Genomic DNA, 23,222 nt, shown 5'->3' with positions numbered 1-23,222 from the left:
TCTAGGGCCTCCCGACCCGCTTGATTTCCCATTCCAGCGACACGCCGGTCTTCTCGTTCACACGGCGGCGCACTTCCTCGCCCAGGCCTTCGATGTCGGCACTGGTGGCATCGCCGGTGTTGATCAGGAAATTGGTGTGTTTTTCGCTCACTTGCGCTCCGCCCTTGGTCAGTCCGCGGCAACCGGCCTTGTCAACCAATTGCCACGCTTTCCCGCCTACGGGGTTCTTGAAGGTCGATCCGCCGGTCTTGGTCCGCAATGGCTGCGAATTCTCGCGTTCTTCGGCGATGCGGTCCATTTCTGCGCCGATTGCCTCGGGATCGCCGGGTTCGCCTTTGAAACGGGCGGCGGTAACGATAGCGCCTTCAGGCAGCCGCGAATGGCGATAGCTGTAGTCGAGATCCGAGGCGGGAATGGTTACACAATTACCGTCAGGCATTACAACATCGCAGTCGACCAGAATATCGGCCACTTCGCGGCCATAGGCACCGCCATTCATGCGCACGAAGCCGCCGACTGTTCCTGGAATGCCGCGCAGGAATTCCATGCCGGCAATCCCTGCATCACGGGCTTTGGAAGCAACCAGAATACCCGGCGCACCACCGCCGCATTCGATCACATTGTCGCGTTTCACCTCGATACTGGAAAATGCCTTGCCCAGCCGCACGACCACACCGGGAATCCCGCCATCGCGGATTATGAGATTAGATCCCAGGCCCAGCGCCATGATGGGAGTGCCCGGCTGCAGCCCGGAAAGGAAATTGGTTAGATCTTCAAGGTCGGCAGGCTCAAACAGCCAGTCCGCCGCGCCCCCGCTCTTGAACCAGACCAGCTTGGCCAGCGGCGCGTCCTTTTTCAGATCGCCCCGCACTCCAGTTGGCACAGAACCGCTGCCGACGGGCTCTTCGTCAGAACCGGGTGCCGGTTGGGCATTCATCTGATCGTTCGGCTGAATACTCATCCGCGCGCCTCTCCGGCCCGGTATTTCGCTACATCGCCCGCAAGACCTGCTGCCCATTTGGTAATATCACCCGCGCCGAGACACACGACCATGTCACCCGGAGCAAGCGCCCGTGAGAGCTTTTCCGCAAGATCAGCCGGACCATCGACCGTTTCGGCGTGGCGATGGCCGCGCGCTTTCAAACCTGCCACCAGCGCATGTTCGTCCACGCCCTCGATGGGGTCTTCACCTGCAGTATAAACCGGCGCGGCGTAGATCAGATCGGCATCGCCAAAGGCGCCCTGAAAATCCTCCAGCAAGTCACGTAGCCGGGTAAACCTGTGCGGCTGGGCGACCGCGACTACGCGGCCTGACGCGGCATCTTTTGCCGCCGACAGTACGGCGCGGATTTCAACTGGATGGTGCGCGTAATCATCAATCACTGTCACGCTGCCGCCGCCATCCATGGCAATATCGCCAACATGGCTGAAACGCCGCTTCACCCCGCCAAACCGGGAGAAGCCATCGCGGATTGCGTCCGCCGTGCAGCCCATTTCCAGCGCCACGGCAATCGCACCGCAAGCATTCTGCACATTGTGCCTGCCGGGCATAGGAAGAACAATATTGTCGATGCGGGTTTCGCTTCCGTCACGGTCCGTCTGCACAGCGTCAAACCGCGTTACACCCCCGTCAGGCACCACATTTTCGGCGCGCACATCAGCATGGGCGGAAAAGCCGTAAGTGATCACGCGCCGGTCACGCACCTTGGCAATCACATTGCGCACTTCGTCATGATCAAGGCACAGTACCGCCGCGCCGTAAAAGGGTACGTTTTCGATGAACTGCACGAAGGCATCCTTTACGGCATCGAAATTGCCGTAGTGATCGAGGTGCTCGGGATCGATATTGGTGACGACTGCAATCGTACCGTCTAGCCGCAGGAAGCTGCCATCACTCTCGTCGGCCTCCACCACCATCCATTCGCTATCACCAAGCCGCGCGTTGGAGCCGTAGCTTTCGATAATGCCGCCATTGATAACCGTGGGGTCAACGCCGCCAGCATCCAGCAAGGCGGCGATCATGCTGGTCGTGGTCGTCTTCCCGTGCGTACCTGCAACAGCGACCGTACGCTTCAAGCGCATGAGTTCCGCCAGCATTTCTGCACGGCGCACCACCGGGATGCGGTTTTCCAGCGCAGCGGCAACTTCGGGATTGGTGCGGCGTACCGCCGTGGAGGTCACCACCACGGCGGCATCGCCCAGATTGGCTGCATCATGGCCGATGGCAATGATCATGCCGCTGGCACGCAAGGCCTCTACCCGCGCACTTTCGGCGATATCGCTGCCTTGCACTTTATAGCCAAGATTGTGCATCACTTCGGCAATGCCGGACATGCCGATCCCGCCAATACCGACGAAATGGATCGTGCCAATATCGGTGCCCACGCCCTTCATTCGCCGCGATCCCGCGCCGCGCCATTGGTGGCAGTTGCCTGAGATGCGCCACGCGCATTGTTTTCGCCAACACGAATGACATCCATCATATCCGCGCCGCCAAAACCTTCGACCAGATCGGCAAGGTCACTTGCTGCTTTGGGTCTGCCACAATTCCATGCAGCGTGGGCTGCATTGGCCAATGTTTCCGGCCGTTGTGCCATCGCCTGGATCTGGCGGCTGATATCCTTGGTGAGCTTCTGCAAGGTTTCCGATTGACGTTTGCGGTCTTCATTATCCTTGTCGGTAAAGCCTGCGTTCTCCAGATCGGCCACGGTCGACATAGGCTGACGGATAGAACGGGCACCACCTGACTTGACCATTTCGCGCGCATTAGCCGTCTGATGATCGTCTGTTGCGATCGGCAAAGGCAACAGGATGGCCGGCCTCCCGACTGCTGTGAGTTCGGCAATGGTCGATGCCCCGGCGCGCCCGATGAACAGGTGCGCATCGGCGAGCGTTGCGGCCATATCTTCAAAATATGTGGCTAGTTCTGCCGGGATATCGTGATCGGAATAGCGTTTGCGAACCACTTCGATATCTTCGGCCCGGCATTGCTGGGTCACTTGCAGCCGGCTGCGCAAGGCCGTGGGAAGGATCGAAAGCGCATCCGGGACCAGCGCCGACAGCACTCTTGCACCCTGGCTGCCGCCAGTTACCAATACGCGGAAAAGGCCGTCTTCTGTAAAAGCCGGAAATGGTTCTTCACGTAAAGCAAGCACGTCTGGGCGTACCGGATTGCCGACCAGATGAACCTTGGCGCCGTATTTCGGCTTCAACCGGTCAACTTCGGGATAGGCCGTGGCGATGGCATCGACGCGGCCCGCCATCAGGCGATTGACCCGGCCCAGCACCGCATTCTGTTCGTGAATTACCGTCGGGATGCCCAGCGCCTGCGCACCCAGCAATGCTGGCAAGGCGGGATAACCGCCAAAACCGATCACGGCGCTAGGCGCGAAGGTTTCATACAAGCGCTTCGCCATGCTGCGGCCCTTCAGGACTGCAGACGCGCCGCGCGGCCAACCGAGCGGGTTCTTGCCAAAGCGGCCAGCAGGCAGAACATGGGCGGTCAGGAAATCGGGCTTGCCGGGAATTGCCGCCCCGCGTTCATCGGTGATCAGCGCCACATGGTGGCCGCGACGTTCCAATTCGTGCGCCAATGCGAAGGCCGGCGTCAAATGGCCGCCGGTGCCCCCGGCAGCCAGCACGAAATGGCGGGCAGATGCGGTCATATTTCCTCGTCCTTCTCGAAAGAGCCTTTGATGTCGAAGGGCTCTCGCTCGAGATAGGGGTTTCGGCGGGTTACCGCCAGCAGCAGTCCCACAGTGAAGCAGATCGCGAGCGTTGACGATCCGCCGTAACTGACCAAGGGCAAGGTCATGCCCTTGCTGGGGAAGAGCTGAAGGTTCACCAGGATATTGATGAAGGCCTGCCCGCCGAACATCGCGGTCAGCCCGCTTGCGGCAAGGATGATGAACAACCGGTCTTCCTCCACCAGCCGCACCAGTACGCGCAGCACGATCGCAAGATACAGCAGCACGACAACGCCGCAGATCAGCAGGCCGAACTCCTCACCGATAACGGAGAAGATGTAATCGGTGTGCGCTTCAGGCAGGCGCATCTTGTTTTGACCCAGCCAGAACCCGCTGCCTGTCCAGCCGCCGCCTTGTAAAGTCCGCCCGGCCAGATCGACATGATCATAGGCGGTAGGCCCGCCAAGAAAGGAGTCGATGCGGTTGCGGGCGTTATCGTAAAATACGTAAGCCGCCATCAGCGCTGCAAGCCCCGCACCGGTCAACATTCCGATCCTTTGCAAAGGCAGGCCCGCCAGCATGACCATCACAAACCAGGTACCCACAAACAAGATCGCGCCGCCCAGATTGGGCTGAAGCATCAGCAGCGCCACAATCAAACCGACGAATGCCCCGGATATGCCGATGACCGGCAATTTGGGGTCGCGCATTTTCCAAGAAAGTATCCACGCAATTGCAATTGCAAAGGCAGGCTTCATGAATTCGCTGGGCTGCAACGACATTCCGACGTTCAGCCAGCGCCGCGCTCCATTGACCTCTGTGCCGATTACCGGAACGAGGAACAGTGCCGTCAGCATGAGGCCTGCCAGAACAACGCTGCCGCGCCGCAAAAGCGTGACCGGCATCAATGACGTTCCGATCAGGACGCACAGGCCAAGTACCTGCATTCGGACATGTGCCCAGAAGAAATACAAATCCGGCAGGGTTTCAGAAACAGTGGACAGACGCCCCGCACTGGCGGGCGACGCTGCCGCGACGGCCAGCGTGCCGACCAGCATCAGCAGAAGAATGAAGAACAACAGCCAACGATCAACCTCGCGCCACCAAACGCGCAATTCGCGTTTCCAGTCACGCTGGATGCGCGGCCCCTGCGGTCCGCTGCCGCGTTCTCCGGGACGCGGAATGAAGATCGGGCTCGTCGTCATGCCGCCGAACTTCCCGGATTGCGCCCGGAATCCGAACCAGTGAGCCCGCATGCTTCGCGGTCTCCGCCGCAGCAAAGCGCGGCTACCAGTTCGCGGAACGTATCGCCGCGCACTTCGAAATCGCGGAATTGGTCAAAGCTGGCACAGGCAGGGCTCAGCATGATGACATCGCCCGCGGCGGCCCGTTTGCGCGCCTGATTGACAGCTTGCGCCAGCAATTCGCTCCGCTCGACGGGCATATGCGGCTCCAGAATATCCGCGAACATCGCACCTGCCTCGCCGATCGTATAGGCTCCAGCGATATTCCCGAAGTACGGCACGCAATCGTCCAGGTTGTCTTCCTTGGCAAGGCCACCGCAAATCCAGTGGATGCGCTTGCGTCCTTCTTCCGGCGGAAACGCGGCGAGTGCCGGGGAAGTGGATGCCGGATTGGTGGCCTTGCTGTCGTTGATGTACAGCACGCCATCGCGGACCGTCACACGTTCCATACGGTGCGGCAGGCCGGGGAAACTGGCCAGGCCTGTCAATATCTGTTCGCGGCCAAACCCCATGTCTTCCATCATTGCCGCAGCGATGGCGACATTCTGTAGGTTATGGGGACCTTGCAAGCTTGGCCAATCGGACTGGTACTCTGCCCATTTGCCCGCATCGATGCAAACCGCCCGGCCCGGAGCGCGGCGCGCTGCTTCAGCCTGCTGCACAGCCTTGGTCGGCGCATCAGCACAGCCGAATACAGCGAAATTTTCCGCGCCCTGCATCGTGAAAAGGCGGCCTTTGGCGAAGGCATAGGATGCAAACCCGTCGTAACGATCAAGATGGTCCGGCGTAATGTTGATCAGCGCAGCCAGGTCGCACGCCAGCGAGCGCGTCAGATCGATCTGATAGCTCGACAGTTCAAGAACATAAACTCCGCCTTCCGGCAGCGGTTCTTCAGCAAGGATAGGCAAGCCGATGTTGCCCCCCATGCGGGCCGCAACTCCGACGCTAGAAAGCAGATGGTGGACAAGCGCGGTCGTGGTGGATTTGCCATTGGTGCCAGTGATTCCGACAACCTTGTGCGGCGGCAATTCAGGCCGGGCCAGCGCGAACAGTTCAATATCGCCGATAATCGGCACGCCCGCCGCCTTCGCCTTTTCCGTGAGCGGGTGCGTGTTCAGCGGCACGCCCGGTGACAGGATGATTGCATCGAAACCGAGAAGATCGATTTCCAGCGGATCGGCAATCCTGGCAATCCCCGCCAGTGCTTCACGCGGTTCGCTGCGGCGGTCCCAGACAGTCACGTCAGCTCCGCTGGCAAGTAGCGTCTCAGCCACAGCCATACCCGACCGCGCCAGTCCCAGCACGCAATAGCGTTTCCCGGAAAAGGCGCGCGCAGTAATCACCGGACTTTCAACGTCGCAAGGCCGATCACGGCAAGAACTATGGCGATGATCCAGAAGCGGATCACAACGGTGGATTCCTTCCAGCCGAGCTGTTCGAAATGATGGTGAATCGGCGCCATGCGGAATATCCGCCTGCCGGTCCGTTTGAACCAGAAAACCTGAATGATGACGCTCACAGCTTCGAGGACAAACAACCCGCCCACGATACCCAGTACGATTTCATGATGGCTTGCCACAGCAATCGCGCCCAGCGCACCGCCAAGGGCAAGCGATCCGGTATCGCCCATAAACACGGCCGCAGGCGGCGCGTTGAACCACAGGAATGCGAGACCCGCCCCCATGATAGCCGCGCACATGATAGCCAGCTCGCCTGCGCCTGCGACATGCGGGATGCCCAGATATTCGGAAAAATCGACGCGGCCGACAAGGTAGCAGATAATCAGGAACGCGCCCGCCGCGATCACCACTGGCATGGTCGCCAGTCCATCCAGCCCGTCAGTCAGGTTCACCGCGTTGCCGGCACCCACGATCACCACGGCTGCAAAAATGTAATAGAACCAGCCCAGCGCAACCGATGTACCGAAGAACGGGATATAGAGATTGGTGTTGATCTGACTGACAATCAGATAGCTGGCGATCCCGGCCACGACGAATTCACCCAGCAGCCGCACCTTGGCCGACACGCCCTTGTGACTGCTTTTGGTGACCTTGTCGTAATCATCCAGAAAACCGATCAGGCCGAAGCCCAGCGTCACGGCAAGGCAGGCCCAGACAAAGGGGCTGGCAAGATCCATCCACAGCAGCATGGAAAGCGTCAGCGCAGTCAGGATCATCAGCCCGCCCATGGTCGGCGTGCCAACCTTGGCTTGATGCGATTCTGGCCCGTCTGCACGGATCGGCTGGCCTTTGCCCTGCCGCACGCGCAGCATGCTGATGAATTTGGGCCCTATGACCAGCCCGATGATCAGCGCTGTCATCATGGCCGCACCGGCGCGAAACGTCTGGTAGCGAATGAGGTTCAGAAGACCTTCGAATTCGAACAGTTCGGCGAAAAAATACAGCATGGGTTCGCGGCAAGGCCTTTTTGTCAGCGTTTTCGGGCGGCGAAATGTTCTACCACGCGGGAAAGCCCTACTGAATTGGAACCCTTCACCAGCACAGCGTCTCCGCCAGCCAATCCGAATTCCTGTAGCGCCGCGATAGCTTCACCCGCATTCTCGCAATGGGCAAAGCGGATAGCGTTGCCAAGCGTGTCGCGCGGAAGTTTCCCCATTTGCCGAGCGAGCGCCAACATTTCCGGGCCGACCAGAACGGCAAAGTCCACGCCAGCTTCTGCCACGGGCTGCGCCAGCTGGGTATGAAATGCCTCAGCAAAATCGCCCAATTCCTTCATGCTGCCAAGCACGGCAATGCGGCGGGTGGCGGGTGTTTGCCCCAATTGCTGCAAAGTGGCGCGCATGCTGGCTGGATTGGCATTGTAGCTTTCGTCGATAAACAGCGCTTGCCCGCCGGGAACCTTGGCCGATAGCCGCGCCCCGCGGCCCTTGAGACCGCCCATTTCAGCCAGTGCAAGACCGGCAGCGCCCAAATCGCCGCCCGCGGCATGGACTGCGGCCATCACGCAAAGCGAATTGTCGATCCAGTGCTCTCCCGGCTCCGCGACATTGTAGCACAGCCCTATCGCACCCATTCTGGCAGTCACGAGCGCGCCCCCATTGGCCTGCGGCACCGCATCCATCAGGCGCATATCGGCGTGGGCAGAGCGGCCAAAGCTGATCACCTTCGCGCCCAGTTTCAGCGCAGTATCACGCAGCAATTCAAAATGATCGCTGTCCGCCGGGATAATCGCCGTGCCACCGGGCTCGAGTCCGCCAAAAATCTCTGCCTTGGCGGCTGCAATTGCCGCCATGCTGCCGAGGTTCTCGATGTGAGCGGGGGCGATTGTTGTGATCACGGCAACATGCGGGCGAACCTGTACCGTCAGGTCTGCGATTTCGCCGGCGTGGTTCATACCCATTTCGAGAACGCCAAAGCGGCTGCGTGCCGGCATGCGCGAAAGGCTCAGAGGTACGCCGACATGGTTGTTGTAACTGCGCACAGAGCGATGCGCACCGCCTCTGCTGGCGCGTTCCAGCGAAGTGAAAATTGCCTCTTTCACACCCGTCTTGCCGACTGATCCGGTGACACCGATTATCGTGGCAAATGACCGTACGCGCGCGGCATGGGCCAGCGCATGCATGGCGGATGTTGTATCTTCTACCAGGACATGTGGATAATCGACCGGGCGGTCCACGATGGCAGCTGCCGCGCCGTTGGCGATTGCTGCATCAAGGAAACGGTGGCCATCCATCGCTTCGCCCTTCAGCGCGACAAACAGATCACCTGCCTGCACATCGCGGCTGTCCATTTCGACACCGCTAACCTGAAATTCACCATAAGCAGTCCCGCCTGTAGCGGCTGCGATTTCAGCAGAAGTCCACAATGCAAGGCGAACCCCGTCGGAACGGACGCGCGGCCAGCTGAGTGCCTGTGCCAAGGCGCTCATGCCGCCCCGCCCGCTGCGAATGCTGCAGCGCATTCACGCGCCACAGCCACGTCGTCAAAGGGCAAAACCCGCATGTTTTCTCCTGACCCCACTATTTGTCCCTGTTCATGTCCTTTGCCGGCAATCAACACGATGTCGTCGCGCCCCGCCTCGGCAATTGCGGCAGCAATGGCTTCACGCCGACCGGCGACTTCACGTGCACCGGATGCTCCGGCGAGCACTTGCGCGCGAATTGTTGCAGCATCTTCGCCGCGCGGATTGTCGTCTGTAATGAATACCAGGTCTGACCCGGCCATTGCAGCTTCGCCCATCGGTGCGCGTTTGCCGGTATCGCGGTCTCCGCCCGCTCCGAACACGGTGATCAGGCGGCCTTCCACGTGTGGACGCAGGGCGGCAATCGCAGCGCTCAATGCGTCCGGGGTATGGGCATAATCGACATAAATCGGCGCGCCGGTTGCAGCAATTGCTGCGCGTTCCAGTCGGCCTCGGACGGGCTGCAAGCGTGATACCGCGTCGAAAACCTGTGCCGCCGGGCTGCCGGTTACCAAGGCAAGGCCTGCAGAGATCAGCGCGTTGGCAACCTGATAGGCTCCGATCAGGGGCAAGCGGAAGCGATAGGTTTCGCCGCCATGCGCCACAGCAAGTTCCTGGCCCAATTGCGTTGCTGTACGAGAGAGAATGCGAATGCCCTCATACTCTTGCGCGCCTTGCTCACCCACTGTGAAGATTGTCAGGCCCCGTGCCTGCGCCACATCCATGGCGCGTTGCGACCATTGATCATCGGCCCAGATTACCGCAGCGCCGCCGTCATCAACGACTTCGCTGAACAACCGCATCTTGGCGGCAAAATAGTCTTCCATGTCGGAATGGTAATCGAGATGGTCGCGGCTAAGATTGGTGAAAGCGCCAGCAGCGACAGGCAGACCTTCGTTGCGATACTGCGACAGCCCGTGGCTGGATGCCTCATAAGCGACATGGGTCACGCCTTCACGCGCAAGACCGGTGTTGTTGGCGAGGAAAGTGACGATATCGGGCGTGGTCAGCCCGGTGGAAACGCTTTCATCAGGTGTGGTGACACCCAGCGTACCGATGCTGGCAGCGCGCAATCCGCACATGCGCCAAATCTGCCGGGTCATTTCAACGCAGGATGTCTTGCCATTTGTACCGGTCACCGCGACGACGACATCCGGCGTCGGGCGGAAATACAGCGCAGCCAGTTGGGCAAACAGCTTGCGCGGCGTGGCATCTGCAATGTGCAACGCGCCTTCGACCTTGGCTTCGGGCCGCGCGACAATGGCGACCGCGCCGCTGGCAATTGCTGCAGGGATGAAATCCTCGCCGTTTACAACCGCGCCTTCGAACGCGCCAAAGACATTACCCGGAGCGATCTTGCGGTGATCGATGGCAAAACCTGTGATGAGCGCGTCACCAGCAGATCCCGCATCGATCCCGGCGTGTTGGGCGAGATCGAACAGGCGCATCAGTTGCCCCTCTCGACCAGTGGGCGCAGATCAGTCAGATCGATATCACGGTCCGCATCGGGCAGGACGCCGAGCTGCGGGCCGATACGCGGCACAAGGCGGCCTACGATCGGGGCAGCATTCCATGCAGCAGTCCGTTGATAGGAACTGGCAGCAGTTCCCTGCGGTTCATCCAGCATTGCGATCACGACGTAGCGCGGGCGATCCATCGGGAACGCCGCGGCAAAAGTAGAAACCAGCGTTGTACGGCGATAGCCGCCAACGCCCGGCTTTTCCGCACTGCCTGTCTTGCCGCCAACGCGAAAGCCCGGCGCATCTGCATTGCGGCCTGTGCCGTAAACAGCGATCATGCGCAGCAATTGGTTCATCCGTGCACTGGTGCTGGCCCGAAAAACGCGGCGTCCGCGGGGGGCCTGGCCCGGTTCCACCCGGTGCAGCGTGGCTGGACGCCAGATGCCGCCATTGACCATGGCAGCGTAAGCACTTGCCAGATGCAGCGGCGTAACCGCGATACCGTGACCAAAGCCGGCATAGATCGCCTTTGACTCGTTCCAGTCACCGCGCATGCCGAGCGGAGAGCCCCGAGCGGGAAGCTCGATATAGGCAGGCTCTGCCATGCCGAGCTGCGTCAGATAATCGAGCATGCGCGGCCCGCCGACTTCCGCAGCGATCTGGCCCGATGTGATGTTTGACGAATGGATCAGCGTTTGCGGCACATTCAGCCGTTCGCCGATAGTGTGGCTGTCGCGCACCGGATTGCCGCCAACCATCAAAGGACGCGAGGCCTGCCAGGTGCGGCCAAGATCGGTAATCGTCCCGGCATCTATACCCATCGCCACGGTCAGCGGTTTGAAAGTTGAACCAAGTTCATACACCTGGTTGGTCACGCGGTTGAACGAACGCGGCATTTCGCCCGCGTCACTGCGTTCCTGCGACAGGACAACATCTTCGGTCACGACCTGGTTGGGATCGAATTCGGGCAAGGATGCAAGCGCCAGGACTTCGCCGGTATCGACATCGAGCACGATGCCTGCCGCGCCCACAGCATTTACCGAAAGCATGCCGCTGCGCAGTTCGTCTTCCAATGCGCCCTGCACGCGCATATCGATGCTGAGAGCAACAGGTTCCCCGCGCGTGGCCGGATCGAGCAGGCGATCATTAAGCACCTGCTCCATTCCCACGCGGCCGTTCCCGTCCGCTGCGACATAGCCGAGGATATGCGCCGCCAATGACCCTTGGGGATAGTGGCGATCATCCTCCTGCGGCAATTCCAGCGCCAGTTCACCGATGCGCATTACCCGGTTGGCATCGTCAGGCAGCACGCGGCGGCGCAAATATCCGGGGCGACCGGATGCCAGCTGCTGCGTGATTTCATGCGTATCGAGATCGGGGAATATGGCTTTGAGTTCCAGCGCAACTTCTTCCGGCGTGCGCACCAACGGAGGGCCGCCATCACCGCCCTCTGTCATCGCGGCTGGATTGTACCACAGGGCGTAGGCCGGAAAGGCGCGCGCCAAAGGCACACCGTTTCGATCCGAAATCTCGCCGCGCGGAGGCAGCAGCGCATCAGCCATGCTCTGATGCGCAGGGCCCGGCTGGACGAGGCCGATGAATGCGATCTTGAACAAAGCCGCCATCGCGACCAGCACGAACACCACGATAACCAGAAGCAGGCGGAGGCGCGCAATCAACAGGGATCGGCGGCGCTCGTCAACCAGCGCGGCCTGCCCGGCAATGATCGTACGCGGTACAGCGTAAACGGTCACCTTTGGGCAACTCCCACAGTGGCTTGTGCGCGGCCCGCAATCGGAATGCGCAAGGGACCTGGAGCAATAGTTACAGCCAGAGTGCCTTCCCTTTCGGAAGACCGATCTTCTTCGAGCAGGTTTGCGTCAATCGGCTTGCCGGTGAGCGGGGAAACGATCTGCGGAAATTCAGGCACATCCTCGCCGGAACGCAGACCCGCAAGGCGAATAGGCGGCGGCGCGCCTTCCGCAGGAGCCATGCCGAATTGCGCCAGTTGGCGCGGGCTATCGATATACTGGTCTGCAGTCGGCGACTGGAAGCCGAAATCAACCCGGTTCCACGCCGCAAGCTGGACCTGATTGGAACGGGTGAGGAATTCTGTTTCCAGCAGCATGTTCTGTTCTTCAAGAAATACAATCTGCCGTTCTGCGCGGACGACATCGGCATGCACAGCTGTCACCTTGATGTGAAGCATCCCGTAAAGCGCAAGGCATGCGCCAAGCGCCGCGAACCAGCCGATCCGGCGAATGCCGCGCGGGCCATTGGAAGCAAGCGCGTTCATGCTGCATCCTCCCGGGCCGGTTCCGCCGTGCGGGTCGCGCTACGCAGAGTGGAAGATCGCGAACGCGGATTACGTGCGAGTTCCGCAGCCGATGGCCTGATCGCTTTGCTCAGTTGCCCGAAGCGCGGGGAGGGGGCGATCCGCGCTTCGGGCAGATGACGCGAGCCGCGGGGGTTCATGTTTGCGGCATCGCGAAGAAAGGTTTTCACAATCCTGTCTTCAAGGCTGTGAAAGCTGACAACAGCAAGACGACCGCCTTCGCGCAGCAGGGTTTCGGCGGCATTCAGGCCCGCCTCAAGTTCGTCCAGCTCTCCATTCACATGGATGCGGATCGCCTGAAAACTGCGCGTCGCCGGGTCTTTGCCCACGCCCGATTTATACCGCAGCGCTTTGCGTACGACATCAGCCAGCTCGCCCGTCGTGGTCAGCGGACGCGCTGCTACGATGGCGCGTGCAACGCGGCGCGACTGGCGCTCTTCTCCGTAACGATAGAGCACGTTGGCAATATCTTCTTCCGCCGCCTCATTGACAAAATCGGCAGCGGTCGGACCTGCCTTGCTCATTGTCATATCGAGCGGACCGTTAGTGGAAAAGGCGAAGCCACGTTCCGCCTGGTCCAGCTGCATGGAGGAAACACCGATATCCATGGTGATACCGTCCACCTGCGCGATGCCGACTTCGGCCATCCCGGCAACCATTTCGGAAAACCGCCGCGGATGCAGCACCAGGCGCGGGGCATCACCTTTCGTTTCTGGCCATTCCTCGCCCGCGGCGATGGCATCGGGATCACGGTCGAAGGCATGTACGGTCACGCCCGCATCCAGCAGTGCCCGGGTATACCCGCCTGCACCAAAGGTCGCATCGATCATGACATCGCCGGGCTGAGGGGCAAGCGCCTCAATCACTTCATCGAGCAGTACAGGGATATGCGGAGCAGGGGCGATCATTTGCGCTTCGCCTCCGCCTTGGCCATTTCGGAACGGCATTTGGCCTGCGGGCCGCGGAAATTGGGGCCTTCCTGCGCCAGCAAGACCTGCGGGTTCCACATAGTGATGAATTCGCCCACGCCCTGAAAATAGATTTCGCCCGCAACGTCGAACATGCCGACCACCGTGTCTGGCAAAACGAAGCGGCCGCTCTTGTCGAACGGCACTTCTTCGAAATCCCACAGGTTGAGCATCATTTCATCACGGTCGAACTGGTTGCCCAATTCGGTTGCAATGCGCTGTTCGCGGTCAAGGATGGTGTCGAACTGTTCCTGCCGATCAAGACCAAAGCCGGTCAGGCAGGGCCATTTGGAATGCTGGCCGATGCACAAGGTACGCTCGCCAGTGGCTTCGAAGATACGATTACGCAGCTTGGGAGGCAGGACAAAGCGATCCTTCTCGCCGCGAAGCGAAAAGCCTTGTCCTCCAAATCCTGTCGGCCGCTGCGACACGTCCTCACTCCCCGGTTCAAATTTCCCCGCCGGACAAAGCTCTCTCGTATCCAGCCGCGCGCAAGCGCAGCCAGACCGCCCCAGTTCGAGGCGCAACACAGTCGGCTTCTCCGATGAAGCAGAGGAATAACGCGGGTTTGCGCGGGATGGAAGGGGAAATTGCGGGAAATTGTGGGAGAAGCCCGCAAGTCGTTGATTTTACTAGGGCGGATTCGCACCTCTAGCGTGATGATTGGCCACAGATACTAAAGGGAAACTTGGCGGATTTCCGTCACTTCCGACTCGAGCCTGGGGCAAATCCTCGCGATTTCCCGCATTTTCCCCGATTTGTGGAAAAATCTGCGTCAGGAGCGACTCGAGGCCCGCTTCGGCATGGAGGTAAGGCCCTGCAACGTCGAGAATCGCTGCATCTGCCATGACCAGCACTTCACCCTCTCCGATCCGGCAATGGGCGAGCAGTCCGTCCAGCAGGAGCGTACAAAGTTCACTTTCAGGCAGAATAACGAATTGCCCGGCCAGACTGGTCGGCAACACCTGATCACCATGCCGGACATATTCGACTTCGCTGTGATCGTGGTCACCGCCGGAATTGTCCTCAAGGCGCATCTCAAGACCCCAGCGGGCCAGAATCGGTGACAACAGTGCAATATCCTGCGGCCTGCGCCTGTCTCCGACATGAAAGCGCGATTCGCCTGTCATCCACGGATCGGCAAACAGCAGCAGGCGCCCTCCCCCGCGCACCCACGCGTCGAGCGCGACGTTTTCCTCCCCGTTCAAACCGCGCGGCTGAGCGAGCAGGAGATGACGGTGGGGCGAAAGGGCTGCTTCCGATAAATAGTCCAGCGGAGCAATTGCCGCGCGGCGTTCCAGCACCTTGCGCGCCCAATGGGGTGGCGCATTGCCGGCAATCAGCTCTTCGAACCCGGCGGCCTCTCCCCAGTAAATCGGAACCGTTCCCATCAACCCAATTGTATGCGGCGATGGCACTTCCTGCGGAGATGCCTGGTCCTGCGCAGCAGCCGGTACCGTCGACAATGCAAGCAGCATTGCGCCGCACAGCGCCTTATTGGAGCGGAGCATTGGGAACGCTGGAGGGCGGCGGGACATCGCCCGTCTTGTTTGCGGAAGGATCAGCTGCCGCGGGCGTCGGGGTTGCAGGTACATCGGGCACCACACCTGCATCAGCAAGAGGATCACTCGGCGCGCTCGTTTCGCTTGCGGCCACGGTAGGCGCAGCTTCGGGTACGGAATTCGCTTCTGTTTCCTGAGCGCGGGTGATCACAATATCGGCCAGCCCGATGAGCAGGATCATCGCAAGGATGCCAAATCCACCAATCTGAAGCCGCTGAAACCGCTCCGCCCGCGTGCCGCCAAGCGCAACGTAAACCTGTTCTGCCGGTGCAGCAGGCGTTACAGCCGCCGACATCCGGGATTTCAAAAGATCGCGCGGGTCCAAAACCATGACTGCAATCCTAACCGATCAAGATGAACCTAGCCAGTCGAATACCGGCAGGCCTTTCTTCTTCAGCCATTCCGCGTTGTAGAGCGTTGAAAGATAGCGGAATCCGCTGTCGCACAGGATGGTGGCAACCCGCGCGTCCTCGCGCCCTTCGGCCACCAATTGCCGGCCGAGCGCAACCGCGCCTGCCACATTGATGCCGGACGACAGGCCAAGGCACAGGCCTTCTTCGCGCAATAGCCGGGCAACCCAGTCCATCCCTTCCTCATCCGAAATGCGGAATTGCGTATCGATGGGCGCATCTTCCAGATTGGCCGTGATCCGGCCTTGCCCAATGCCTTCTGCTACGGAAGACCCTTCGGACTTCAGCTCCCCATTGGCGTAATAATTGAACAGCGCCGCGCCATGCGGATCGGTCAGCGCGATGCGCACATTCTCGTCCTGCGCTTTCAGCCCCATGCCCACACCCGCCAGCGTACCGCCGGTGCCAACGGCACAGGTAAAGCCATCCACCCGGCCTTCCAGCTGCGCCCAGATTTCCGGCGCTGTGCCTTCGATATGGGCGCGGCGGTTGGCGACATTGTCGAACTGGTTCGCCCAGATCGCATTGTCCGTTTCCTCCGCAATGCGGCGGCTGGTGTGGACGAAGTGATTGGGATCCGCGAATTTGGTTGGCGGAACGGTGACCAGCTCCGCGCCCAATGCCCGCAGCGTATCCATCTTTTCCCTGGACTGGTTGTCCGGCATGACAATCACGGTCTTGTAGCCCAGCGCGTTGGCCACCAGCGCAATCCCGATGCCGGTATTGCCCGCCGTACCTTCGACTACGGTTCCGCCCGCCTTCAACTCACCGCGCGCTTCCGCATCGCGAACAATGTACAGCGCGGCACGGTCTTTTACAGATGCGCCGGGGTTGGCGAATTCACACTTCCCCCAGATCTCGCACCCCGCAGCCTCGCTTGGGCCGGACAGGAGAACGATCGGCGTGTTGCCGATAAGGTCGAGTGTGTCGGTGCGGACTGGAGCAGTTGTCATGTGCACAGAGTTAGGAGCGCCGCGCGCCTTGCGCAACGCGAGATGTCTTGATCAAAGGCAAGCTTGGCTATTCACTATGGAAAACGGACACCTTGGTGATCGCGGTACAAAAGATTAGTCTTCTTCGGCGCTAGTCTTCTTCAGCGATAGTGACCTTCAGCCCGTCAAGCGCACTGGTGAACGGAATCTGGCACGACAGGCGCGATGTGTCGTTGCGGTGATCGCTGGAATCCAGCAGGTCATCTTCGTCCACGCCCATTTCCGGCAGCTTGTCTGCAAAGGCAGGGTCGACATGCACATGGCAAGTCGCGCAGGAACAACAGCCACCGCATAGCGCCAGCAATTCATCAAATCCGTTATCGCGGATCGCTTCCATCACGGTCAGGCCTTCGGCGGCCTCTATAGTGCTTTCTTCGCCGGAGCGGTTGACGACTGTGAGCTTTGGCATGGGTGCGTTATTCCTCTGGTGAGCTTCTCTGCGGCTGCTAGGGAATGGCGAAACGAATGGCAAGCACGGGCAAAAGGGCACGACATGGGATTAACTGCAGGGCAAATTGAAACCGCGCTGAATGAAGTCGCTGCCCGCGAGCCCGCGATTGCCCGCGCGCTGGAACTGGCAGGCTACCCAGAGCCGCGCATTCGGGAGACCGGCTACAAGACCTTGCTGCGCACCATTGTCGGCCAGCAAGTCAGCGTAGCAGCGGCAAGCTCCATGTGGAACAAGCTCGAGGCCGAACTGGGCGAGGATTTCACGCCCTCATGCTTGCTGGAGCGCGATTTCGACACGCTGCGCGCCTGCGGCCTTTCGCGCCAGAAGCAAGGCTATGCGCGTTCGCTTTGCGAGTTGGTGTCAGCGGACGAGCTGGACCTGACCAATCTGCCAGCGGATGACGAGGAGGCCATAACCGAACTCACACGCATCAAGGGAATCGGCCGCTGGTCAGCGGAGATCTATCTGCTGTTCGCCGAAGGCCGCCCCGATATCTGGCCCGCCGGAGACCTCGCGGTAATGGCAGGCATCGGCAAGATATTGGGCCTTGCAGAACGCCCTGATGAAAAGGCCACCCGCGCGCTGGCCGAACCATGGCGCCCCCACCGCGGCGCGACGGCGATTTTCACGTGGCATTGTTATAACAACCCGGCGCTTTGAGGCGTATGGCAAAAAGGTCCAGCATTCCGAAAACTCTTGTGATGCCGGTATCAGGCGCCGTTTTGCTATTGATCAGCGCGTGCGCCAGCCCGTCAGGGCAAACACATACGACTGTCCCGATCACGACCGCCGCGCCTGCGGTCGCCCAAATGGACCAAACCGTTTTCGCTTACGGGAGGATGATCGACACCAGAGCGAATGCTCCACTGGCAAGCTTGAACGCCGGGACCGGCAAGTTGCAATATGCGCTCTACGCCAATCATCGGCAAACCAACGCTGACCATATGTTGCCCGATTTTTCCTATGCCGGGTACGGCGGCGGCGGAGTGGCTTTGCCAAGCTATGCCAGCATCGAGGTGAAGCGAACGCTCACGCCAGTCGCAGGTGACAATCACACAGCAATCCAGGCTGCGATCGATTCCGTAGCCGATATGCCAAAAGATAGCCGCGGCATTCGCGGCGCAGTGTTGCTGCGTGCAGGCGAATACGAAATCAGCGCGCCTCTGGAATTCACCGCAAGCGGCGTGATCTTGCGCGGCGAAGGACAGGGTTTGGGCGGAACCGTTCTGATCGCGACAACTTCCGTGCCGCAAAGCACCCTCATCTCCGTTCAGGGTTCTGGCGGCGGTGCCTTGCCCGACATGGCCGCCGAAGGCGCGCGAACCGCAATCGTTCAAGACTATGTTCCCGTCGGAACTATTGCAGTCAAAGTTGCCGACGCGTCCGATTACCGGCCCGGCGATGCCATTGCGATCGTCCGCACGCCCAATAATAACTGGATCGGCGCGAACGGTGTCGACATGGCTCAATTCGGCTGGGACGCCGAAACATATACTCTTGCCATGGAGCGCACAGTCACTTCAGTCTCTGGCAACTGGATCACCTTCGATGCTCCTGTGACAGACACGATAGAGGCGGGTTTTGGCGGCGGCTATGTCTACAAAACCGAAACGTCTGCTCGCCTGCAACAGGTCGGTATCGAGAACTTGCGCCTGCAAACTCTGGATTATGACGATGTCACGCGGGATGACCGCGCTTTCTTCGCCGTCGCGTTCAGGGAAGTGGAAAACAGCTGGGTCCGTGATGTCACGTCGCGGTTCTTTTCGCGGGGCTTCAATATCTACGACGGGTCACGCTTCAATACGATGCAGGATGTGGCCTTCATCGATCCGGATTTCGAAGTTGTTGGCGGCCAGCACTACGCTTTCGATTTCAATGATGCCGGGCAGAATTTCTTTCAACGGTGTTACAGCCGCGAAGGTCGCCACAGCTTCACCTCAGGATCCCGCACGACTGGCCCGAACGTGTTCCTGGATTGCCTTGCAGAAAACAGCACAAATGATAGCGGCCCCCATCACCGGTGGGCCACCGGCACTCTGTATGACAATGTCAGCGACAATTTGCTGCGCGTGCAGAACCGCGCCAATTCCGGTGGAGGTCATGGCTGGGCAGGGGCACAGCAAATGTTGTGGAACAGCGCATTGGACGAGTACGTTCTGCAAACTCCGCCGTTTGCCATGAATTGGGCAGCAGGAATTGTCGGCACGCGCATTCGCGGTAGCTTTTCGCCGGATGAGCCCGATGGCATCATGCAGGACATGGGCGGCCACGTCGCCGTGCGCAGCCTCTACCTACAGCAACTGCAAGATCGGCTAGGCGCTGAAGCCGTGGGCAATATCACCCTGCCTGCGCAGCGCGGCGGGAGGATCTGGGATAAATTGTCCGATTGGCGCGGTGAGGGAAAGTTTGCGCCTTAACAGCGCAACAAAGCCGAAGTTGCCCGGCCCCGCCACCCGCCTTCATTGCTTTTTCCTATCCGGTCCCTAACTCCCACACCTGACATTTGGGAGTTTCCATGACCGATACCGCCTCCGCCACTACAGCCGCCACGCGCATTTCCGACACGCCGCTGATCCCGCGCGATCATCTGTTCGGAAATCCGGCCCGCGCGGGAGGAAAAATCAGCCCGGATGGCAAGTGGGTCAGCTGGATGGCGGCTTGGGAAGGCGTGATGAATGTCTTCATGGCCCCGGCAGATGACGAGACAAATGTGCGCCGGATGACCAGCGCCAAGGATCGCCCGATCCCGCAATATTTCTGGGCACCCGACAGCCAGAGCCTGCTGTATATCCGCGATAAGGAAGGTGATGAAAATTACCTGCTGTATCAGGTCGATTTGGAAGCGAAGGCGGAAACCTGCCTGACGCCGTTCGATGATACGCGCGTCCAGATTGTCGGCGGGTCCGAAACGCACAAAGACAAGCTGCTGGTCGGCATCAACAACCGCGATGCGCGCTTCCATGATGTCCACATGCTGGATCTGAATACCGGCGAGTTGACGCTGGTGTTCGAGAACAACGATTGGGCCGGGTTCGAGGCGGATGACAGCCTGACCCTGCGCTGGGCCGTGCGGCAGAATGCCGCTGGCGGCACCGACATGCACGAAATCACCGATGGCGTGGTGGCTGAAACCCCTCGCGAAGTGACCGGGCTGGACGATGCGCTGACCACTGCCATGGCAGGCTACACGACCGATGGATCGATCCTGTACTGGCTCGACAGCCGGGGCCGCGACACCGCTGCCCTGTTTGCCGAAGATACCGCGACGGGTGATCGCACCTTGATTGCGCAGCATGACAAGGCCGATATCGGCGGCACCATGCGCCATGCCAAGACCGGCGTAGTACAGGCGTGGAGCGCAACCTATCTGCGCAGGGAGGACCACCCGCTCGACAAGGATATCGGCGATGCTCTGGCTTGGCTGCGCGAACGGCTGGAAGGTGATTTCGGCGTGCAGTCGCGCACTGATGACGATCGCCGCTGGCTGGTGTGGAACGATCCGCTGACCGGACCGATTGCAGCCTATCTGTTCGACCGCGACGCGATGAGCCTGCGGCAATTCTATGTGACCAAGCCGGAGCTGGAAGGCGCTCCGCTCCAACCGATGCACGCGCTTGAAATCAAGGCGCGTGATGGCCTGACCCTCCCCAGCTATCTCACCCTGCCCCCGCAATCTGATCCGGATGCGGCAGGCGTGCCCGATGCGCCGGTGCCGATGGTCCTGCTGGTCCACGGCGGCCCCTGGGCGCGCGATGGATACGGTTTCAATCGTACGCACCAATGGCTCGCCAATCGCGGCTACGGCGTGCTGAGCGTCAACTTCCGCGGCTCGACCGGCTTTGGCAAAAGCTTCATCAGCGCCGGTGACAAGGAGTGGTCGGGCAAGATGCATGATGATCTGATTGATGCGGTGAACTGGGCCGTCGATCAGGGCATTGCGGAGAAGGACAAGATCGCGATCATGGGCGGCTCCTACGGCGGTTATGCCACGCTGGTCGGACTGACATTCACGCCGGAAGTGTTCGCCTGCGGAGTTGACATCGTCGGCCCGTCCAACCTCGAAACGCTGCTGGAAACGATCCCGCCCTATTGGGAACCGATGGTAAAGCAGTTCCATGAACGCATGGGCGACCCGACCACGCCCGAAGGCCTGCAATTCCTGAAAGACATCAGCCCGCTGTACAAGGCGCATGAAATTACCAAGCCGCTGCTGATTGGCCAGGGCGCGAATGATCCGCGCGTGAAGCAGGCCGAAAGCGATCAGATCGTGGAAGCGATGGAGCAAGAGCAGGTGCCCGTTACCTATGTACTGTTCCCCGACGAAGGCCATGGCTTCGCGCGGCCCGAAAACAACATTGCCTTCAACGCGATTGCAGAGAATTTCCTTGCCGAAGTTCTCGGCGGGCGCGCAGAGCCGGTGGGCGAAGTGCTGGACGCCTCAACTGCGGAAATCCGCACCGGGCGAGAGCATGTGAAGGGACTGAACTGATGGACGATTACCAAAGCATATTTATCACCGGCGGTGGCAGCGGCATCGGGCGCGCCGTGGCACAGCGCTTTTCGCGTGGCGGCTGGTTCGTCGGCCTCGCCGACGTGGACGAAGCGGGCATGGCTGAAACGGGCGCATTACTGCCGGACGGCACATGGTCAGCGCACAAATTGGACGTGCGCGATCCGCAGGAATGGGAAACGGCGTTGTCCGATTTCAACGAGGCTTGCGGCGGCCGGATCGATGCCTTGGCCAACAACGCCGGTGTTGCTTTGGGTGGCCGACTGGATGCGCTTTCTACCGAGGAAATCGACCGTACGCTGGCTATTAATCTCAGCGGCGTGATCTATGGCGCACGCGCGGCCTATCCATATCTGAAGGCTGCTGCGCCGGGGTCATGCCTCGTCAACACATGCAGCGCTGCCGGCCTGTACGGCCAAGGCGGCATGACCATCTACTGCGCCAGCAAATTCGGCGTGCGGGCGCTTACCGAAAGCCTCGATATCGAGTGGGCCGCCGACGGTATCAGGGTAACCGATGTGATGCCCAGCTATATCGACACCCCGCTTCTTGCCGGGTCCAGCCACGCCAAAAGCAATACGCCCATCCGTGAAAGTGTGCAGCGTGCCGGGCTGGAATTCACTCCGGTGGAGGAAGTCGCAGAAACATTCTGGCGCGCAGTCCAAGGCGGCGATCTGCATAATCCCGTGGGCAAGACCGCCAAGATGGTCGCCCGCGCTGCCCGCTGGATGCCGTCCTACGTGCGTGGCAAATCGCGCAAGCTGGCCGAAAAGGGCGCGAAGCTGATGGGTTGACGGGGTCTCCCCTCACCCGGATACGGGCACGGAGAGGATACATCCATGCAGAAGAGCATTTTCATCACCGGCGGCGGATCGGGCATCGGGCGCGCCATGGCGCAGCATTTTGCGGCGGAGGGCTGGCTGGTCGGTATTGCCGACCGCAATCAGGCAGGAATGGATGAAACCAGCGCACTGCTGCCCGAAGGCCAGTGCCGCACTTACAAGTTCGACGTCACCGACCGCGAGGCATGGGCCGCAGACCTGTCTGCCTTCACGCAGCATACCGGCGGCAGGCTGGATGTGCTGGCCAACAACGCCGGCCTGCCCTCAGGCGGACCGCTGAGCGAAGTGACGCATGAGGAGCTTGACCTGTTGCTGGATGTAAACCTGCGCGCAGTGTTTTACGGTGCGAAGGCCGCCTTCCCCTACCTCAAGGCCGCAGCGCCGGGGTCTTGCCTGCTCAACACCGCCAGCGCGGCAGCGATCTACGGGATGGCCAATCAAAGCGTTTACGGCGCGACCAAGGCTGGCGTTAAGTCGATGACCGAAAGCCTCGATGCCGAATGGGCGCCGCTCGGCATCAAGGTCCGCTCGCTCATGCCAAGCTTTATCGACACACCGCTGCTCCAAAATCCGCCTAACCGCAGCCGCAATACGCCTATTCGCGAAGCTGTGATCAAGGCTGGCCTGGAATTCACGCCGGTCGAAGTGGTCGCGCAGGAAGCATGGAACGCGGTGCACGGTGACAAGGTGCACATCCTTGTTGGCAAGACGGCGAAAAAGATGAACCTGATCGCCAAGCTGTTCCCCGGCAAGCTGCGCCAGCGTGCGCGGACCTTGGCCAGCGCGCATGAACGTAGCGAGGGCCGGCCTGCGAGCGATTAGCGGCGGGCGGCCAAAGCGG

General features: G+C 60.5%; 21 protein-coding genes. 5 read left to right on the top strand and 16 right to left on the bottom strand.

From position 1 onward, the window contains the following. Position 1: 1 nt before the first annotated feature. The 16 genes from murB to AB731_RS05620 all read right to left on the bottom strand — a co-directional run bounded on the left by murB (position 2) and on the right by AB731_RS05620 (position 16,987). Positions 2 to 961, bottom strand: coding sequence for a UDP-N-acetylmuramate dehydrogenase (gene murB / locus AB731_RS05695; RefSeq protein ID WP_407921633.1), 960 nt, complete (start codon positions 959 to 961; stop codon positions 2 to 4). Continuing rightward, a complete protein-coding gene (murC, locus tag AB731_RS05690; RefSeq protein WP_047092074.1) occupies positions 958 to 2,394 on the bottom strand; it encodes a UDP-N-acetylmuramate--L-alanine ligase in 1,437 nt (478 codons plus the stop codon). The genes murB and murC overlap by 4 nt, the downstream gene beginning before the upstream one ends. Next, positions 2,391 to 3,665, bottom strand: a complete 1,275-nt coding sequence (gene murG / locus AB731_RS05685) for an undecaprenyldiphospho-muramoylpentapeptide beta-N-acetylglucosaminyltransferase (protein WP_047092075.1) — start codon at positions 3,663 to 3,665, stop codon at positions 2,391 to 2,393. The genes murC and murG overlap by 4 nt, the downstream gene beginning before the upstream one ends. Next, positions 3,662 to 4,891: an FtsW/RodA/SpoVE family cell cycle protein gene (locus tag AB731_RS05680; protein WP_047092076.1), complete on the bottom strand. Its 1,230-nt coding sequence runs from the start codon at positions 4,889 to 4,891 to the stop codon at positions 3,662 to 3,664. The genes murG and AB731_RS05680 overlap by 4 nt, the downstream gene beginning before the upstream one ends. Next, on the bottom strand, positions 4,888 to 6,273 hold the full coding sequence (murD, locus tag AB731_RS05675; RefSeq protein ID WP_047092077.1) for a UDP-N-acetylmuramoyl-L-alanine--D-glutamate ligase: 1,386 nt from the start codon (positions 6,271 to 6,273) through the stop codon (positions 4,888 to 4,890). The genes AB731_RS05680 and murD overlap by 4 nt, the downstream gene beginning before the upstream one ends. Continuing rightward, positions 6,270 to 7,337, bottom strand: a complete 1,068-nt coding sequence (gene mraY, locus AB731_RS05670) for a phospho-N-acetylmuramoyl-pentapeptide-transferase (RefSeq protein WP_047092078.1) — start codon at positions 7,335 to 7,337, stop codon at positions 6,270 to 6,272. Before mraY ends, murD begins: the two co-directional genes overlap by 4 nt. Positions 7,338 to 7,360: 23 nt before the next feature. Further along, on the bottom strand, positions 7,361 to 8,818 hold the full coding sequence (locus AB731_RS05665) for a UDP-N-acetylmuramoyl-tripeptide--D-alanyl-D-alanine ligase (RefSeq protein ID WP_047092079.1): 1,458 nt from the start codon (positions 8,816 to 8,818) through the stop codon (positions 7,361 to 7,363). Next, the gene (locus AB731_RS05660; RefSeq protein ID WP_047092080.1) at positions 8,815 to 10,299 is read right to left on the bottom strand and encodes a UDP-N-acetylmuramoyl-L-alanyl-D-glutamate--2,6-diaminopimelate ligase; all 1,485 of its coding nucleotides are present in this window, start codon (positions 10,297 to 10,299) and stop codon (positions 8,815 to 8,817) included. Before AB731_RS05660 ends, AB731_RS05665 begins: the two co-directional genes overlap by 4 nt. Next, on the bottom strand, positions 10,299 to 12,065 hold the full coding sequence (locus AB731_RS05655) for a peptidoglycan D,D-transpeptidase FtsI family protein (RefSeq protein WP_047092081.1): 1,767 nt from the start codon (positions 12,063 to 12,065) through the stop codon (positions 10,299 to 10,301). The genes AB731_RS05660 and AB731_RS05655 overlap by 1 nt, the downstream gene beginning before the upstream one ends. Continuing rightward, positions 12,062 to 12,607: a hypothetical protein gene (locus tag AB731_RS13630; protein ID WP_052768809.1), complete on the bottom strand. Its 546-nt coding sequence runs from the start codon at positions 12,605 to 12,607 to the stop codon at positions 12,062 to 12,064. The genes AB731_RS05655 and AB731_RS13630 overlap by 4 nt, the downstream gene beginning before the upstream one ends. After that, on the bottom strand, positions 12,604 to 13,554 hold the full coding sequence (gene rsmH, locus AB731_RS05645; RefSeq protein WP_047092082.1) for a 16S rRNA (cytosine(1402)-N(4))-methyltransferase RsmH: 951 nt from the start codon (positions 13,552 to 13,554) through the stop codon (positions 12,604 to 12,606). The genes AB731_RS13630 and rsmH overlap by 4 nt, the downstream gene beginning before the upstream one ends. Continuing rightward, positions 13,551 to 14,045: an MraZ C-terminal domain-containing protein gene (locus tag AB731_RS05640; RefSeq protein ID WP_047092083.1), complete on the bottom strand. Its 495-nt coding sequence runs from the start codon at positions 14,043 to 14,045 to the stop codon at positions 13,551 to 13,553. Before AB731_RS05640 ends, rsmH begins: the two co-directional genes overlap by 4 nt. 201 nt (positions 14,046 to 14,246) lie before the next feature. Beyond that, positions 14,247 to 15,125: a motility-associated ABC transporter substrate-binding family protein gene (locus AB731_RS05635; protein ID WP_052768810.1), complete on the bottom strand. Its 879-nt coding sequence runs from the start codon at positions 15,123 to 15,125 to the stop codon at positions 14,247 to 14,249. After that, a complete protein-coding gene (locus tag AB731_RS05630; RefSeq protein ID WP_052768811.1) occupies positions 15,109 to 15,507 on the bottom strand; it encodes a hypothetical protein in 399 nt (132 codons plus the stop codon). The genes AB731_RS05635 and AB731_RS05630 overlap by 17 nt, the downstream gene beginning before the upstream one ends. An 18-nt stretch (positions 15,508 to 15,525) precedes the next feature. Beyond that, complete coding sequence (locus AB731_RS05625) at positions 15,526 to 16,539, bottom strand: cysteine synthase A (RefSeq protein ID WP_047092084.1); 1,014 nt, start codon at positions 16,537 to 16,539, stop codon at positions 15,526 to 15,528. A gap of 130 nt (positions 16,540 to 16,669) precedes the next feature. Next, on the bottom strand, positions 16,670 to 16,987 hold the full coding sequence (locus AB731_RS05620; RefSeq protein ID WP_047092085.1) for a 2Fe-2S iron-sulfur cluster-binding protein: 318 nt from the start codon (positions 16,985 to 16,987) through the stop codon (positions 16,670 to 16,672). An 84-nt stretch (positions 16,988 to 17,071) separates the two neighbouring features. On the opposite strand from AB731_RS05620, the gene AB731_RS05615 reads away from it, so the two are divergent. The 5 genes from AB731_RS05615 to AB731_RS05595 all read left to right on the top strand — a co-directional run bounded on the left by AB731_RS05615 (position 17,072) and on the right by AB731_RS05595 (position 23,203). Continuing rightward, complete coding sequence (locus AB731_RS05615; RefSeq protein ID WP_047092086.1) at positions 17,072 to 17,689, top strand: DNA-3-methyladenine glycosylase family protein; 618 nt, start codon at positions 17,072 to 17,074, stop codon at positions 17,687 to 17,689. Between the two features lie 149 nt (positions 17,690 to 17,838). Then, the gene (locus AB731_RS05610) at positions 17,839 to 19,446 is read left to right on the top strand and encodes a hypothetical protein (RefSeq protein WP_156172336.1); all 1,608 of its coding nucleotides are present in this window, start codon (positions 17,839 to 17,841) and stop codon (positions 19,444 to 19,446) included. Positions 19,447 to 19,544: 98 nt separating this feature from the next. Continuing rightward, positions 19,545 to 21,518 (top strand): S9 family peptidase, encoded by a 1,974-nt coding sequence (locus tag AB731_RS05605; RefSeq protein ID WP_047092087.1) that lies wholly within the window; start codon positions 19,545 to 19,547, stop codon positions 21,516 to 21,518. After that, a complete protein-coding gene (locus tag AB731_RS05600) occupies positions 21,518 to 22,333 on the top strand; it encodes an SDR family oxidoreductase (protein ID WP_047092088.1) in 816 nt (271 codons plus the stop codon). The genes AB731_RS05605 and AB731_RS05600 overlap by 1 nt, the downstream gene beginning before the upstream one ends. Positions 22,334 to 22,378: 45 nt before the next feature. Beyond that, on the top strand, positions 22,379 to 23,203 hold the full coding sequence (locus tag AB731_RS05595) for an SDR family oxidoreductase (RefSeq protein WP_047092089.1): 825 nt from the start codon (positions 22,379 to 22,381) through the stop codon (positions 23,201 to 23,203). Positions 23,204 to 23,222 lie beyond the last annotated feature (19 nt).

This window comes from Aurantiacibacter marinus (genome assembly GCF_001021555.1).
GTDB classification, from domain to species: Bacteria; Pseudomonadota; Alphaproteobacteria; order Sphingomonadales; family Sphingomonadaceae; genus Alteraurantiacibacter; species Alteraurantiacibacter marinus.
The sequence above is the reverse complement of the archived record's forward strand: the minus strand, read 5'-3'. Positions and strand labels throughout refer to the sequence as shown.